This window comes from Streptomyces sp. NPDC008121, assembly GCF_042957155.1.
Classification (GTDB): Bacteria; Actinomycetota; Actinomycetes; order Streptomycetales; family Streptomycetaceae; genus Streptomyces.
Window position 1 is genome coordinate 679,874 of sequence record NZ_JBIBHT010000001.1, and the last position, 14,911, is coordinate 694,784.

General features: G+C 74.0%; 13 protein-coding genes. 6 read left to right on the forward strand and 7 right to left on the reverse strand.

Annotated features, from left to right (window positions below; genetic code table 11):
* Positions 1-14 precede the first annotated feature (14 nt).
* From ACFZBD_RS02970 to ACFZBD_RS02980, 3 genes are all read right to left on the reverse strand, one after another.
* Positions 15-1,349, reverse strand: coding sequence for a wax ester/triacylglycerol synthase family O-acyltransferase (locus ACFZBD_RS02970; RefSeq protein ID WP_391134304.1), 1,335 nt, complete (start codon positions 1,347-1,349; stop codon positions 15-17).
* Positions 1,350-1,424: 75 nt separating this feature from the next.
* Positions 1,425-3,422 carry a SpoIIE family protein phosphatase gene (locus ACFZBD_RS02975; protein WP_391134307.1) on the reverse strand — a complete coding sequence of 666 codons (1,998 nt, stop codon included), beginning with the start codon at positions 3,420-3,422 and terminating at the stop codon, positions 1,425-1,427.
* Between the two features lie 338 nt (positions 3,423-3,760).
* Entirely contained in the window at positions 3,761-4,939 is a 1,179-nt protein-coding gene (locus tag ACFZBD_RS02980; RefSeq protein ID WP_391134310.1) for a DUF6777 domain-containing protein, read from the reverse strand.
* A 217-nt stretch (positions 4,940-5,156) separates the two neighbouring features.
* Here ACFZBD_RS02980 and ACFZBD_RS02985 point away from each other — a divergent pair, with 217 nt between their 5' ends.
* The 4 genes from ACFZBD_RS02985 (at position 5,157) to ACFZBD_RS03000 (ending at position 8,346) form a co-directional block, all read left to right on the forward strand.
* Positions 5,157-6,002, forward strand: coding sequence for a YndJ family transporter (locus ACFZBD_RS02985; RefSeq protein WP_391134313.1), 846 nt, complete (start codon positions 5,157-5,159; stop codon positions 6,000-6,002).
* A complete protein-coding gene (locus tag ACFZBD_RS02990) occupies positions 5,999-6,541 on the forward strand; it encodes a DUF1990 family protein (protein WP_391134316.1) in 543 nt (180 codons plus the stop codon). The genes ACFZBD_RS02985 and ACFZBD_RS02990 overlap by 4 nt, the downstream gene beginning before the upstream one ends.
* A 76-nt stretch (positions 6,542-6,617) precedes the next feature.
* The gene (locus ACFZBD_RS02995) at positions 6,618-6,812 is read left to right on the forward strand and encodes a hypothetical protein (RefSeq protein ID WP_391135984.1); all 195 of its coding nucleotides are present in this window, start codon (positions 6,618-6,620) and stop codon (positions 6,810-6,812) included.
* Between the two features lie 112 nt (positions 6,813-6,924).
* Complete coding sequence (locus ACFZBD_RS03000; protein WP_391134319.1) at positions 6,925-8,346, forward strand: lipase maturation factor family protein; 1,422 nt, start codon at positions 6,925-6,927, stop codon at positions 8,344-8,346.
* 112 nt (positions 8,347-8,458) lie between these two features.
* Here ACFZBD_RS03000 and ACFZBD_RS03005 read toward each other — a convergent pair whose 3' ends face one another.
* The 3 genes from ACFZBD_RS03005 to ACFZBD_RS03015 all read right to left on the reverse strand — a co-directional run bounded on the left by ACFZBD_RS03005 (position 8,459) and on the right by ACFZBD_RS03015 (position 11,325).
* Complete coding sequence (locus ACFZBD_RS03005) at positions 8,459-8,629, reverse strand: hypothetical protein (protein ID WP_391134322.1); 171 nt, start codon at positions 8,627-8,629, stop codon at positions 8,459-8,461.
* Positions 8,630-8,974: 345 nt separating this feature from the next.
* Entirely contained in the window at positions 8,975-10,444 is a 1,470-nt protein-coding gene (locus tag ACFZBD_RS03010; protein ID WP_391134325.1) for an SDR family NAD(P)-dependent oxidoreductase, read from the reverse strand.
* A gap of 62 nt (positions 10,445-10,506) precedes the next feature.
* A complete protein-coding gene (locus ACFZBD_RS03015) occupies positions 10,507-11,325 on the reverse strand; it encodes a (2Fe-2S)-binding protein (RefSeq protein ID WP_391134327.1) in 819 nt (272 codons plus the stop codon).
* Between the two features lie 127 nt (positions 11,326-11,452).
* Here ACFZBD_RS03015 and ACFZBD_RS03020 point away from each other — a divergent pair, with 127 nt between their 5' ends.
* Positions 11,453-12,205 carry a carbonic anhydrase gene (locus ACFZBD_RS03020; protein WP_391134330.1) on the forward strand — a complete coding sequence of 251 codons (753 nt, stop codon included), beginning with the start codon at positions 11,453-11,455 and terminating at the stop codon, positions 12,203-12,205.
* 117 nt (positions 12,206-12,322) lie between these two features.
* Positions 12,323-13,384 carry a DMT family transporter gene (locus ACFZBD_RS03025; RefSeq protein ID WP_391134333.1) on the forward strand — a complete coding sequence of 354 codons (1,062 nt, stop codon included), beginning with the start codon at positions 12,323-12,325 and terminating at the stop codon, positions 13,382-13,384.
* Here the strand turns inward: ACFZBD_RS03025 and ACFZBD_RS03030 are convergent.
* Positions 13,265-14,692, reverse strand: coding sequence for a transglycosylase family protein (locus tag ACFZBD_RS03030; RefSeq protein ID WP_391134336.1), 1,428 nt, complete (start codon positions 14,690-14,692; stop codon positions 13,265-13,267). The genes ACFZBD_RS03025 and ACFZBD_RS03030 overlap by 120 nt on opposite strands.
* Between the last annotated feature and the right edge of the window lie 219 nt (positions 14,693-14,911).

Here is a 14,911-nt window from a genome sequence, read left to right on the forward strand (position 1 = left end):
CGCCCCCGTGCCGTTCAGGCTCCGTCCGCCCGGTGCAGCACCTCCAGTTCGGCGGCCAGGGCGGATGCCAGGGCGTCCAGGTCGGGGACGGCCTTGCCGTCGGCGACCAGGCCGATGTGGACCCGGCCGCCGTAGGGGGACATGGCGACGGCGAGGGACTGGCCGCGGGCGAGCGGGGCCATCGGGTACAGCTCGCGCAGCGGCGCGCCGCCGAGCGAGAGGGCCGAGCGGGGCAGCGGCACGTTGGTGACCAGGACGTCGAAGAGGAGGCGGGCGGCTCCCGAGGCCAGGGGGGCGCCGAAGCGGTGGGCGAGGGGCGGCAGCTGGTCGGCGAGGACGGCGACGGCGCCGGCTCCCCGCATCGGCCCGTCGGCCTTGTTCCGTTCCATCCCCCGCCGTACGGCGGCCAGCCGGGCGGCCGGGTCGGGCTCGGTGACCGGCAGGGCCAGGAGGTAGGCGGACAGGCTGTTGCCGGTGCCGGAGGAGGCGCCAGGGCGCCGGCGCGAGACCGGGACGAGGGCCCGGGGGTCGGCGCCGGGGAGCGGTTCGCCGCGCTCTTCGAGCCACCGGCGCAGGCCCCCCGCGACGACGGCGAGCAGCACGTCGTTGGCGGTGCCGCCGGAGGCGCGGCGCACCCGCTGGATCCGGTCCAGGTCGAGGGCGGTGGTGGCCACCCGGCGCGTGCCGCTGGAGTGGGCGGCGAGGGCCGTGGCGCCCCGGGGTTCGAGCCGGCTGGCGCGGAGCACACTGGCGCCGACCTCGACGGCCCGTCCGAGGTCCTCGATGCGGCCGCGGGCGGCGCCGACGAGCCGGCCGGGCCCGGGGAGCCAGGAGCGCGGGGGCACGGGGCGGACGCGCCGCACGGCGGCCGCGCGGACGGCGGCGATCTCGTCGAAGATCCCGGCGCCGATGGCGACGGCCCGCATGCCGTCGGCGAGGGCGTGGTGGAGTTTGACCAGGACGGCGAAGGAGCCGTCGCGGGCTCCGGTGAGGAGGAACATCTCCCACGGCGGTCGCCCCCGCTCCAGGGGCCGCTCCATCAGGTCGCCCGCCAGCCGGTCGGCCTCGTCCGCGAAGTCCGCGCCCGGCAGGACGATCCGCCGCACGTGCCGCCGCACGTCGAAGTCCTTGTCCGACGCCCAGGCCGCACCGCCGACGGGAAGCCAGACGTCACGGACCCGCATGCGCAGCCGGGGGATCGCCGCCGCCCGGCGGGCGAGCAGGTCGAGGAGGTCGGTGTCGTCCGGCGCGGGCCCGAAGTGGGCGAGGGCGCCCAGGTGCATGGGGTGGTCGGTGGATTCGAGGTGCCAGAAGGCCAGATCGAGGGGTGCCAGAAGCTCGGTGCTCAACGCATCCTCATGTCCTAGGTCGTGTCCGGGAAGGGCAGCGGAAGCCCGAAGTCAATCGCGGACGATCGGTTACGGTCAAGTACGATCCGTATACTCTGGGTTAACACTGAACTCGCACCACACGCATTTGCCGCTGCCGCGTGACTCCACGCCCCAGACGTCCGAGAGCTGGTCGACGAGCAGCAGCCCGCGCCCCGAGACGCCCGCCTCGCCCGCCTCCCGGCGCCGGGGCAGCGCGCTGGAGCGGTCCTCGACCTCCACCCGCAGCCGTCGCTCCGGGTTGCCGAGCATCCGCAGGGTCACGATCGCCCCTCCGTCGGTGTGCATCAGCGCGTTGGTGACCAGCTCGTCGGCGACCAGCTCGATCTCGTCGGAGCGCTCGCCCCCGCCCCAGGCCCGTACGGCGGCCCTGATCATGTGGCGGGCCGAGCTCAGCGCCTCGGGGTCGCTCTGGCCGACGTGCTGCTGGAGCCGGCCGCCGGACCGGGGGAAGTACGCCCCCTCGCGCCGCAGCAGCAGGATCGCCACGTCGTCGTCGCCGCCCCGCTCGTCCACGCTCTCGCAGAGGTGGTCGGCGAGCTGCTGGAGGTCGCGCGGGCCGCGCCGGACCAGCGAGGAGAGCCACCGCATGCCCTCGTCGAGATCGGAGCCCGGCGCCTCCACCAGGCCGTCGGTGTACAGGACGAGGGTCTGTCCGGGGTCCAGCTCCAGGGCGGTCACCGGATAGTCCAGGCGGCCGAACTCCGCGGAGAGACCCAGCGGCAGCCCGCCCTCCACCGGGAGCCGCCGGCAGCCGCCCTCGGTGTCCTGGATCAGCGGGTCCACGTGTCCGGCGCGCACCAGCTGGACGACGCCGGTCGCGAGGTCCGCCTCCGCGTAGGTGCAGGTGGCGAAGCGGTCGGTGTCCAGCTCGTGGAGGAAGACGGAGGCGCGGGCCATCACCGTCGCCGGGTTGTGCCCCTCGGCGGCGTAGGCCCGCAGCACGATGCGCAGCTGTCCCATCACGGCCGCCGCGTGGGTGTCGTGCCCCTGGACGTCCCCGATGACGGCGCCGACCCGGCCGCCGGGCAGCGGGATGATGTCGTACCAGTCGCCGCCGATGTCCCGGCCGAGGCGGGCCGAGCGGTAGCGGACGGCTATGTGCGCTCCCGGCACGTCAGGGATCCGGCGGGGCAGCATCGCCTGCTGGAGCCCCTCCGCCAGGTCGTGCTCCTGTTCGTAGAGCATGGCCCGCTGGAGGCTCTGGGCGATGCTGCTGGCGAGCGCGACCAGCAGGTTCCGCTCGTCGGCGCTGAACCCCGTCTTGTCGCTGTAGAGCAGCCCGAGCGCGCCGACCGGGCGGGCCTGCGCGATCAGCGGCAGGTAGGCGGCCGAGGTGATGCCGAGGCCGCTGATGTGCGGCCACAGGACGGGGTAGGACCGGGCGAAGTCCTCGGGCGAGTCGATGAACCGGGGGGTGAGGGTCCGGATCACCTCGCTCATGGGGTACGGCTCGTCCACCCGGGTGAAGCGGGTGCCGGGTACGAAGGCGCCGTTGGGCCCCTCGGCGACGAGGTGGATCCGGCCGGACTGGAGCAGGCCCATGACCAGGCTGGTGGCGCCGAAGTACTCCAGGCCGTGGGAGTCGTTCAGCAGGTCGATGACGTCCTTGACGGTCCGGGCGTGGGCGAGGGCGGCGGTGGTGCTCTCCACGACGCTCGTGCGCTTGCGCCGGCCCTCGTCGAGGCCGAGCCGGGCGGCGGACTCGGTCAGCTCCTCCGAGGCGTCGCGGACGATGCCGAGGATCCGCCGGGGGCGCCCCGCCTCGTCGCGGTGGATGACGCCCTGGGTGTGGGTCCAGCGCTGGCTTCCGTCGCGGCGGCGGATCCGGAAGTAGGCGCCGTAGCGTCGGCTGCCGTCCTTGAGGGCGTGGGTGACGAGGGTGTCGAGCCGGCGGGCCTCGTCGGGCAGCACCCGGGAGCTGAGGGTGGCGGGGTCGCCGTCGTACTCGTCGGGGGACATGTCGAAGAGCTTCAGCGCGCCGTCGTCCATGACCATGGTCCCGGCGGTCAGGTCCCAGTCGAAACTGCCCATCCCGAACTCCTGGCCGAAGTCCCGGAGGAAGCGGCACCGCTCACCCCCCGCCCCTGTCGCACAGAGGCAGCGCTCCGTCGAATCGCCGCCCCCTCTGCCCGCGTCCATGATGGCCACGCTAGGCGCAGGTCGGGCCGCGCGCACGGCGGAGATCGCCCGCCGGAAAGCGCCTTACTGGCAGGTCTTCCGAGGGCTCGGGCGTGGCCGGAGCCGGGGGCTTCCGCTGCCTTACGGGACGTACGGCCAGGGGATCGTGCCGGACGAAGGCGCCGCGACGGCGTCGCACGGACGGAGCGGAGGGGCCCGGTGCGCGCCGCACCGGGCTCCTCCGCTCCGTCCTATCCCTCGTAGGTCTCGGGCTGCCGCGGGCCCTCGCCGGAGGGGTACAGCTCCTCCGGCAGCGGAATGCCCAGATCCGGTCCCATCGGGACACCCGGGTCCATCGGCGCGTCCGGATCCGACGGCGGCTGCTCCCCCGGCGGAGGCTCGGGAAGCGGCTCCACCGGTGGTTCCATCGGCGGTTCCATCGGCTGCTCCGGCTCCTGCGGGGCGGGGTCCGAGGGGGCCTCGCCGGGCGGTGGCACGGAGGTGTCCGGGGGCGCCGGATCCCGGGGCGTGTCCGGCCCGTCGGGGCCGGTCGGCGGCGGGGCCGGCGCGTCCGGCGGCCGGCGGGACGGGGCGGCGACGAGGTCGCACTCGGCGGGGTCGCACGGCGGTACGACGTCGGGGTCGCGGTCCCCTTCCCCGTCGGATCCGCTCCGCCGTTCGATCCAGGTGTTGTCGGCGACGTTCACGATGACCAGGCTGCCGACGACGGTGGTGGTCGGGGTGACGGCGACGACCCGGTCGGGGTGGTAGCCCCTCCAGGGTTTGCCCCTGTGCGCGGCCCCCTTGTCGTCGACGGGCGAGCGCAGCGGGTTGCCGCAGGCGCAGCGGACGCGGGGCGCTCCGTAGCCGTCGACGAGGACCGCCGTGCCGGCCTGGAGGACGGCTTGGAAGGGCGCAGCCTCGCCGGCGCGGTAGCCGTGGCCGGTGACCCGGGTGTCGGTGCGCAGCAGGACCGGGGTGAGGTCGCGCAGCCAGTCGGCGATGCCGGACTCGGGCACACCGGAGCTCTCGGCGAAGGCCCCCGTCTTGGCCGGGTCCTCGGTCAGGAGGGCGACCTGCCGTTCGACGTCGCAGCTGGCGACGGAGCGGGTGCCGCCGTAGAGGCCGGGGGTGGAGCCGGTGACCTCGCGGAGCGCCCGGCCGCGGGCGGGTGCCGGGGAGGCGGGCGCCCGGGCCACGGCGGTCGTCCCCGCCGCGACGGTGGTGGCCGTGGCGGTGGAGGCGGTGAACGGGTCGGGGCCCGGGGCGGTGGCCGGCTGGAGGAGGACCTCCCCGAAGGCGGCGGTCGCCTCCTCGGTCCCGCTCCCGCCCGCGTCGCCGCCGGACGAGCAGCCCGCGATCAGCAGCGCGGAGGTCAGCGCGGCCAGCGCGGCGAGGGGCCGTGGTGGCCGGCGCAGGGGTGAGCGCACGTGGTTCTCCCGCCTCTTTCGCCCCGAGACGCTTCCTTCACCCGGCCGTTCTCCACCCGGGACGGGACATTCCCTCATGTCTGTCGCATCCCGCCGCGCACCGCAATCCGAGTGCGGCCATCCGGTCGTCCCGCCGACACCCGGGCACTTGAACACGTTCAAGAGACGGTCTACGCTCGACCATGACACTTGAACACGTTCAACAAGGGGTGGCCGCATGTCCGTACTGGTCGGACTCATCGTGATGCTGGGGATGCTGGCCGTCGTCCCGGCCGGACTCCGCCTGCTCGACGGCCCTCAGCCCGCCGCCCTGCGCCCGCTTGCGCGGGCCTGGCCGCTGCTCGCCCTGCCCGGCGCCGTCGCCCTCTGGCTCCCCCGCGGCCCCACCGCCGCCGCGCTCGCGGCCGTCTACGCCCTCGCCACGCTCGCCCTCGCGCTGCACGCCCCGCTGCGCCTCGCCGCGACCGGCTCCCTTGCCCCGGCGGAGGTCGCCGTGCTCACCGCCCTGGCGGCACCCTCGGTGGCGGGCCTCGCCCTGGTCGCCGAACGGGCCGGCCACGAACTCCTCGGCTTCGACCTCGACATCCTCGCCCTGACCGTCCCGCACTTCCACTTCGCGGGCTTCGCCGCCGCCCTCGTCGCGGGCCTGGTCTGCCGCGCCTCCCCCGGGCCCCTGGCACGGTTCGCGGCCCTCAGCGTGCCGCTCGGCACCCTGCTGGTCCTGGCGGGCTACTTCATCGACGACTGGGCCGAACTCGCCGGAGCAGTCGTCCTCACCGGGGGCATGTGGGCGGTCGCCCTGCTGACCTGGCGGGACGTCCGTACCGGCGTGGCCGACCCGGCCACCCGCGCCCTCCTCGCCACCTCCGCGGCCGTCCTCGTCGCCACCATGCTGCTCGCCCTGAGCTGGGCGCTCGGCGAGGCGACCGGCCTTCCCCACCCCAGCCTGACCTGGATGGCCGCCACCCACGGTCTTGCCAACGCCCTCGGGTTCGCGCTGTGCTCGGTACTCGCCTGGCGCCGACTGCGCACCCTCGCACCCCGATCGGAGACCGCGTCATGACCCGTCTGATCCGCAGCCTCGCCACCGACACCCCCGCGGGCCTGGCCTACCCCGGCCTGGGCGCCACCGCGTCCGGCCCGCTGCCGGCCGGCTACCACCACCTGCACCACACCACCCGGATCGGGCACGGCCGCGACGCCTTCGAGACCGCCGGGGCAGCCGTCACCACCTGGCGGATGCACCGCTCGTCGGGCGCCCGCGTCCGCAGCGCGGCCGTCCGGGCCGAGCCGGGCGCCTTCGTCGAGATCTCCGTCGGCGTCGGCCCGCTCCGCCTCGCCGCGCCCTGCGAGGTCGTCTGGACGGCGTACGAGAAGGACCGCACCGGATTCGCGTACGGCACCCTGGCGCGGCATCCCGAGCGCGGCGAGGAGTCCTTCGTGGTCGATCTGCACGCCGACGGCTCGGTCTGGTTCACGGTCACCGCCTTCAGCCGCCCCGCCACCTGGTACACCCGCCTCGCCGGACCGCTGATCCCGGTCCTCCAGCACGCCTACGCCCGGCATCTCGGACGTACGCTGCGGCGCATCGTCGAGGGGTGAACGGCGTGCACCGGGCGTTACGCTCCCCCTGTACGGATTCGTCCGGTATGCGTCACTTGTTCATGACCTTCCGCGTGTGCGTGACATCCCTTCCGAGGAGTCGGCGATGAGCCAGTACGACGAATACACCAGTCCCTCGCAGGCCGAGGGCGAGCGGCTCGACGAGGACATGGACGCCCAGGAGAGGAAGCAGCGGCATCCGCAGACCCTGCGCACCACGCCGTCCCAGGCGGAGGGCGAGCGCGCCGCGGAGGACGAGGAGAAGGGCTGACCCGCCCGCCTCGGAGCCGGGGGGCCGCCACCGACGGTGCGGAGCGGTCGCCGGCCGGGCCCAGTGAACGGACGGGGTGAGGCTGGGGGCGTACGGGCCGATACTGGAGGGGATGGAGTGGTTCACCTCGCCCGACTACTGGCTGAGCCGGATCGTCTTCCAGCGCGGGCTCGCCGGGCTCTACCTCGTGGCGTTCGTGTCGGCCGCGCTGCAGTTCCGGGCCCTGATCGGCGAGCGCGGCATGCTCCCGGTGCCGGAGTACGTCCGCCGGGTGGGCCCGCGCCGGGCCCCCAGCCTCTTCCACTGGCGCTACTCCGACCGGCTCTTCGCGCTGGTCGCCTGGACCGGCGCCGCCCTGGCGCTCGCGCTGGTGGCGGGCGCGGGGGACGCGGTACCGCTGGCCGTCTCGATGCTGCTGTGGGTGGTGCTCTGGGCTCTGTACCTGTCCATCGTCAACGTCGGCCAGACCTGGTACGGCTTCGGCTGGGAGTCGCTGCTCCTGGAGACGGGCTTCCTCGCCGTCTTCCTCGGCAACGACGACACGGCCCCGCCCGTCCTCGTCCTCTTCCTGCTGCGCTGGCTGCTCTTCCGGGTCGAGTTCGGCGCGGGTCTGATCAAGCTGCGCGGCGACCGCTGCTGGCGCGACCTGACCTGCCTGTACTACCACCACGAGACGCAGCCGATGCCCGGCCCGCTCAGCTGGTTCTTCCACCACCTGCCCCGGCCCCTTCACCGGGCCGAGGTCGCCGCCAACCACATGGTGCAGTTGTTCGTCCCGGTCCTGCTCTTCGCTCCGCAGCCGGTGGCGACGGTCGCGGCCGGCCTGATGGTGCTCACCCAGCTCTGGCTGGTGCTCTCCGGCAACTTCGCCTGGCTGAACTGGATCACCATCGTCCTCGCGCTCTCCGCCGTGGACGCCTCGCCGCTGGTCGGTGACCATCCGCAGCCCGATCCGCCGCTCTGGTACGTGGTCCTGGTCGTCGCGGCCACGGCGCTGGTCCTCGGCCTCAGCTACCGCCCCGCCCGCAACCTGCTCTCCAGGAACCAGGCGATGAACCGCTCGTACGACCCGTTCCACCTGGTCAACACGTACGGCGCCTTCGGGTCGATCGGCCGGGTCCGGGACGAGATCGTGATCGAGGGGACGGACGATCCGGCGCCGCACGCGGGCACGGTCTGGCGGGAGTACGGCTTCAAGGGCAAGCCGGGCGATCCGCGCCGAATGCCCCGGCCGTTCGCCCCGTACCATCTGCGGCTCGACTGGCTGATGTGGTTCGCGGCGCTCTCCCCCGGTTACGCGCGCGAGTGGTTCGGGCCCTTCCTCGAGCGTCTGCTCGAAGGCGACCGGGACACGCTGCGGCTGCTGCGTCACAACCCCTTCCCGGACCGGCCGCCCACCCATGTCCGGGCGCGGCTCTACCGCTACCGGTACACGACCTGGCGTGAGCTGCGGGAGACCGGCGCGTGGTGGCACCGGACGCTGGAACGGGAGTACATGCCGCCGATCCGGCTCCGGGACGGCGAGTCCCGGTGAGTGTTCGGTGATGCGCCCCGGCGGGCAGGCGGCCGGACAGTGCTGTGCCCCCGGCCGGGGTCCGGACGGGGGCACAGGGCGAAGCGACGAATCGCGACTCGGTCGATCCCGGTCAGTCGATACCGGGCAGGATGTGCGGCTCCGCGAGGTCGTCTTCGTAGCCGGCCAGCCTGATGGGCGCCGAGCGGGCCCACACTTCCAGGCTGCCCAGCTCGCCGGACCGCCGGGGCCGCTCCGGGCGGTCGGCCGGTCGCTGTTCCTGCTTCGTCAGTTCTGGTGTCACCGCGCACTCCCTTGTGTCGCGTTACCAATGAGGACATGGCCGTTCGGTCGCGGTGGCGCCGTGGAGGGGCGGGACCGCGGCCTTGGTGGAAGGCCAGTCCCCAGGCCGGCCGTGAGGGTTTTGTGAAACCCCGGTGGCCGACCGTGGTCCTCAGAGTAACCAAATGAGCGCGCTCGCGCTCTATGGGGCTCGAAAGTGTGACGCGATCGGGTGAATGTCGTACGGGTGAGCGACCGCCGGGACGGGTGGCCGGGAGGCGTGTCGGCCCAGGCGGGAGCCGTGCCCGGCCAGGTGGAGCCGTGCCGGGCGGCCGCCTGGGCGGCACGGCCCGGCTGTCCGGCAGGTTTACCAGTTGGCCGGGGCGTAGTCCTTGAGGAAGCAGCCGTACAGGTCCTCGCCGGCCTCGCCGCGCACGATCGGGTCGTAGACCCGGGCCGCGCCGTCGATCAGGTCGAGGGGCGCGTGGAAGCCCTCCTCGGCGAGACGGATCTTGTCCGGGTGCGGGCGCTCGTCGGTGATCCAGCCGGTGTCGACGGCGGTCATGAGGATGCCGTCGGAGTCGAACATCTCCTGCGCGCTGGTGCGCGTCAGCATGTTCAGCGCCGCCTTGGCCATGTTGGTGTGCGGGTGGCCCGCTCCCTTGTAGCCGCGGCTGAAGACGCCCTCCATCGCGGAGACGTTCACGACGTACGTGCGCTTCGCGGCGGCGGCCGCCATCGCCGGGCGGAGCCGGCTGATCAGGATGAACGGCGCGGTGGAGTTGCACAGCTGCACTTCGAGCAGCTCGACGGGATCCACCTCGGAGACGGTCTGGATCCAGCTGTTGGTGTCGTGCAGGTCGGGGACGAGACCGCCGGCGTCGATCGCCGTACCGGCGGCGATCCGCTCCAGGGAGGCCGAGCCGCCGACGAGGGCCAGCTCGGTCACGTCCTGCGCGGTGAGCGCGTCGCCCTTGCGGGCGGACGGCAGCGCCGGGATGGTGTCCACCGCACCGGAGCCGAAGGTCCCGATGATCTGGGCGGGCGGCAGCTCACCGGCCGGCAGCGGCGCGGCCTCGGCGGCGACCAGCTCGCTGTACGCGCCCGGGGAGCGGCGCACGGTCTGGGCGGCGTTGTTGATCAGGATGTCCAGCGGGCCCTCGGCCGCGACGGAGTCGGCGAGCGCCACGACCTGGGCGGGATCGCGCAGGTCGATGCCGACGATCTTCAGCCGGCCGATCCACTCGTCGCTGTCCGGCATCGCCTTGAAGCGGCGGATGGCGTCGTTCGGGAAGCGGGTGGTGATGGTGGTGTGGGCGCCGTCGCGCAGCAGCCGCAGCGCGATGTACATGCCGATCTTGGCGCGGCCGCCGGTGAGCAGGGCGCGCTTGCCGGTGAGGTCGGCGCGGGCGTCCCGACGGGTGCGGTTCTCGGCGGCACAGGCCTGGCAGAGCTGGTGGTAGAAGTAGTCGACCTCGATGTACCGGGTCTTGCAGATGTAGCAGGAGCGGGGGCGCTGGAGTATCCCGGCGATCTGTCCGGCCTCGGTGACGGAGGAGGGCAGGATGCCCTCGGTCTCGTCGTCGATCCGCTGGGCGGAGCCGGTGGCGGTGGACTCGGTGACCGCCTTGTCGTGCGCGGTCTTGGCGGCCCGGCGCTCCTGGCGGCGGCGCTGCTTCACGGTCCGGTAGATGCCGGCGGTGGCGCGGCGGACGGCGATCGCGTCGGGGTGGTCGACGTCCAGCTCGTCGAGCTCGTCGAGGACGCTCAGACAGACGGCCAGGCGCTCGGGGTCGATGCCCGGCCCGTGCTCCTGGGTCTCTTCAGTCACCGTCATGGCCTTTGCCGTTCCTCGATCGCTCATACGCTCGCGCGCGCTCGTCTCTCAAAAGAGGAACTTTACGGAGCCGGAGGGCATGTCTCCAAACCCGTGACGGGAGGGTGTTCGAACACACAGTCGCCGCAGAGTCCGCCGTTCGGGGAGCGGTAGTAGAGGCAGCAGGTGGTACGGCGCAGGGCGGGACCGCGGACGGTGCGCGCGAGGTCGGGGTGGGCGAAGAGCCCGGAGACGAGGGCGGCAGCCCGCTCGCCCGCGTCCGGGCGGCCCTGGGCGCGGGCCCAGCGGACGAGTTCGCGCAGGGCGCCGGCGAGCGCGGAGCCGGCGTTGCCCCACAGCAGCCGCGGCGAGATCCGGCCGTCGGCGCGGAAGGCGTGGGCGAGGGGTACGAGATGGGCTTCCAGGACGGCCTCGCGCAACTCCTCCACCGTGCCGGGGCGGGTGGCGGTGCCGGACCACCAGAGGTCGTCGGGCGAGGTGGCCGTCCCGTCCCAGTGGACCTCCCGGGGATCGAGGTCGGGGAACCTCCCGTGGAGGACCGCCGGACCGAGGGCGACCGACCACAACCGCGCGGCGAGCCCGAGATGCGCGAGCGAGGCGGCCACCCTCCGCTCGGGCGTACGGATGCGGGCGGCGACGGTGTCGACGCGGGCGGTCAGGGGGCCGATGCGGCCCGCGTAGAGGCCGGCGAGGGGGCGGGCGGTGGAGGCGGACGCCGGGGGCGCGGGCGGGGCGCTCTGCTCGGGCGGGGTCACGGGCGCGGGCGGGGCCGAGTCCTCCGCCGGGTGCGAGCCGTCCGCCGCGGTCGTGGGCGGAGGCGCGGGCGGGGTCGTCCGCAGCGCGAAGAAACCGCCCACCGACGCGCTCTCGACGAGATCCACCGACCTGCCTCCTTGACGTGCCCGCCCGGCATGGGCGCGGTCAAATGTGGGTCACACCCCGTCATGGTCAGGTCATGAACGGACCAAGCCGGTCGCGGTGCCCGTTGATCACCGTAACGCTCGGCGCATGACCACCTCCCCGCGCACGTCCCCCTCCACCCCTCCCACGGCGCCCGCGGTCTCGCGGCGACGGGCGGTGCTGACCCTGACGGCGGCCGCCTCCCTCGCGGCGGGCGTTCCCGCGGCCCGCGCCACGACCCTCACGTCCCCGACCCCGTCGCCGTCGGGCCGGACACGGGCCGAGAAGCCGCCGACGGCGGCCCGCGCGCTGGCCGAACTCCGCGCGGGAAACGCCCGCTTCGCGGCCCTGCGACAGCTCCACCCGCACGAGGACGCCGCCCGGCGCGCGGCCGTCGCCGTCTCGCAGCACCCCTTCGCGCTCATCCTCGGCTGCGTCGACTCGCGGGTGCCGCCCGAGCTCGTCTTCGACCAGGGGCTCGGCGATCTGCTCGCCATACGGTCGGCCGGGCAAGTCCTCGACGAGGCCGTGCTCGGCTCGATCCAGTTCGGTGTCACGGAGCTCGGCGTTCCGCTGGTGGTCGTGCTCGGGCACGAGCGCTGCGGGGCCGCGACGGCCGCGGTCGAGTTCGTCCGCACCGGGAAGCCCGCCGAGGGGCACCTCGCCCGGCTCGTCGAGGAGATCGCCCCGGCCGCGCGGGAGACGCGCGCCCTGCCGGGCGACTGGGTGGAGAACACGGTGCGGGCCAATGTGGCCCGGATCCGGCGGCGACTGGCTCGGGATGAGGCGTTCGACCGGGCCCTGATCGTCGGTGCCCGCTTCGACCTGGATACCGGAAAGGTCGCATTCCACCCGTCCTGACCTGCGACGGCGTACATCTCAGGGTGTACGGATCGGGCCCGTACTGCGTCAGCAGTACGTCCGAGGGGGTTCCCAGGTACGACGACGTGAACGCCGAAAGGAGAGATCGTTGGAGGTATGAACCCCCTCTTGCCGTCCGTGCTCCTGTCACTGGTCTCGGCGGTCGCCTACGCGGCCGCGGCGATCGTGCAGGAGCGCGTGGCGGCCACCGCCGGCGGCCACACGTACGCCCCGCTGCGCACCCCGGCCTGGTGGGGGTCCGTGGTCCTCAACGGCCTGGGGGCCGCGCTCCACGTGGCCGCGCTCGCCTACGGTCCGCTCAGCCTGGTCCAGCCCCTCGGCGCGCTCACGATCGTCTTCGCGCTGCCCATGGCGGCGCTCTTCGTCGGCCGCCACGCCGGCCGCACGGCCTGGCGCGGCGCGGTCATGGCCACGGTCGGTCTGGCCGGGCTGCTCAGTCTGACCGGCAGCGCCGGGGCCCGGTCCCTGGACGGCGGCGAGAGGTGGCTGCTGGCCGCCGGGACGCTCGGCGTGATCGTCGCGCTGTTCGCCGCCGCGCGCGTGGTGGGCCGTTCCGTCCTGCGCAGCGTGATCCTGGCGGCCGCAGCGGGCGTCTCCTTCGGTATCGCCTCGGTCTTCACGAAAACGGTGGCGGAGGAGTGGACGGCGAGCGCGCCGCTGGCCCAGTGGCCGAGCCTGCTGGTCCTGTCGGCGCTCGCGATCACCGGACTGCTGCTCTCCCAGGCCTCCTACCGGGGCGCGGGTCTGGCGGCGCCGCTGGCCACGGTCACGGTGGTCAACCCGGTGGTGGCCGCGGCGGTGGGCCTGACGCTCTTCGGCGAGACCTTCCGTTACGGCGCCGCCGGCACCGTGGCGGCGCTGATCTGCGGCGCCGTGACGGCGGCCGGCCTCGTCCAGCTCACCACGGACCGCCTGGCGGCGACGGCGCAGGTCCCGCACACGGTGGTGGACCGGGAGGCGGGGAACCCGGAGGCGCCGTCCCCGTGCCCGGATCCGGGGTCGGGCCCGCGCGCGGCGGGCCCGACACCCCCTAGGGGCTCAGATGGAGACGCCGCGGGCGCGGAGGTACGCCAGGGGGTCGATGTCGGAGCCGTATCCGGGGCCCGTCCGTACCTCGAAGTGGAGGTGCGGCCCCGAGCTGTTGCCGGTCGATCCTGAGCGGGCGATGCGCTGACCGCCGGTGACGCGCTGGCCGTCGCGGACGTGCAGCGCCGAGAGGTGGGCGTACTGGCTGTAGCGGCCGTCGTCGTGGCGGATGACGATCTCGTAGCCGTACGCGCCGCCCCACCCCGCGGAGACGACCTTGCCGTCGGACACGGCCTTGACAGAGGTGCCGGTGGGGACCGGGAAGTCGACCCCGGTGTGATAGCCGCTGGACCAGGAGGAACCCGCCTTGCGGTAGCGGGTGCCGAGCGAGGCGGAGACGGGGGCGCTGTAGCGGTCGTCGGCCCGGGGCGCGGGTCTCGTCGCCGGTTTGGTGACGGGCTTGGTGACCGGCCGGCTCACCGGCTTCGTGACGGGCTTGGTCACCGCCTTCACGGGCGGCTTGGACGCGGGCCGGGTGACGGGCTGGGTCCTGGTGACCGGCGCCTTGGCCACGGGCGGCTTCGTCGCGGGTGCCTTGCTCGCGGGTGCCTTGCCCGCGGGCGGCTTACTCGCGGGCGGGGCCGTGGTCGTCGGGGCCTTGGCCGAGGGGGCCTGGGCGGGCGGGGACTTGGGCGCGGAGATGCGCAAGGTGAGCCGCTGCCCGGGGTGGATCATGTCCGGGTCGCCGCCGACGACGGCGCGGTTCTCCTCGTACAGCTGCGGCCAGCCGCCCCTCACCTGCTCTTCGCGTGCGATCCGGGAGAGCGAGTCGCCCGGCGCGACGGTGTACATCTCGCGGACCGTCGGGACGCTGGTGGGAGTGACGGCGGCAGGGGGCTTCGGTGCGGCGGTCGGCGGCCTCTGGCCGGTCGGTCTCTTGCCCGTGGGGCTCTGCCCCGTGAGCTGCTGCCCCTGCTGCTGCCGGGCCGACCGCTCCGTCTCCTGGCCGCCGGAGCCGCGTTGCGCGGGGAGGGTGGCGGGCCGGACGTCCGGCGCGTCACCGCCGCGGACGAGCCCCGCCCGTGGGGAACAGGTCGGCCAGGCACCCGGCCCCTGGCCCTTGAGGACCTTCTCCGCGATGACGATCTGCTGGTCCTTCGAGGCCAGGTCGGCGCGCGGGGCGTAGTGCGTACCGCCGTACCGTTCCCAGGTCGACTGGCTGAACTGCAGCCCGCCGAAGTAGCCGTTGCCGGTGTTGATGGCCCAGTTGGAGGAGGATTCGCAGGCGGCGACCTTCTCCCACACGTCGAGAGAGGCGGCCTGCGCGGAGCCCGCCCCGATCAGCGGCAGCGCGAGTCCGGCGCCGCTCGCGGTGACCGTGAGCGAAGCCCGGTTGATCCGGCTCTGCTGAGGTCTGCGGTGTCGTCCGCGTAAGGCCATGGTCCCCCCTTGGGCGCATCAGCAGCCGACCAAGTTACGGGTAATCCACAGACCGTGACAAGGCCCCGCGCGAATTCCGCGCGGGGCTCGACTTCCTCGTGTCACACGCCGCTCAGGGGCCGGCGGGACCCGGCTGGGGCTGAGGCTCCGGTTCCGGTACGGGCGTGGGCTGCGGCGGCTCGGGCACCGGGTTAGGCGGCGGAACCGGGGTCGGCCCGG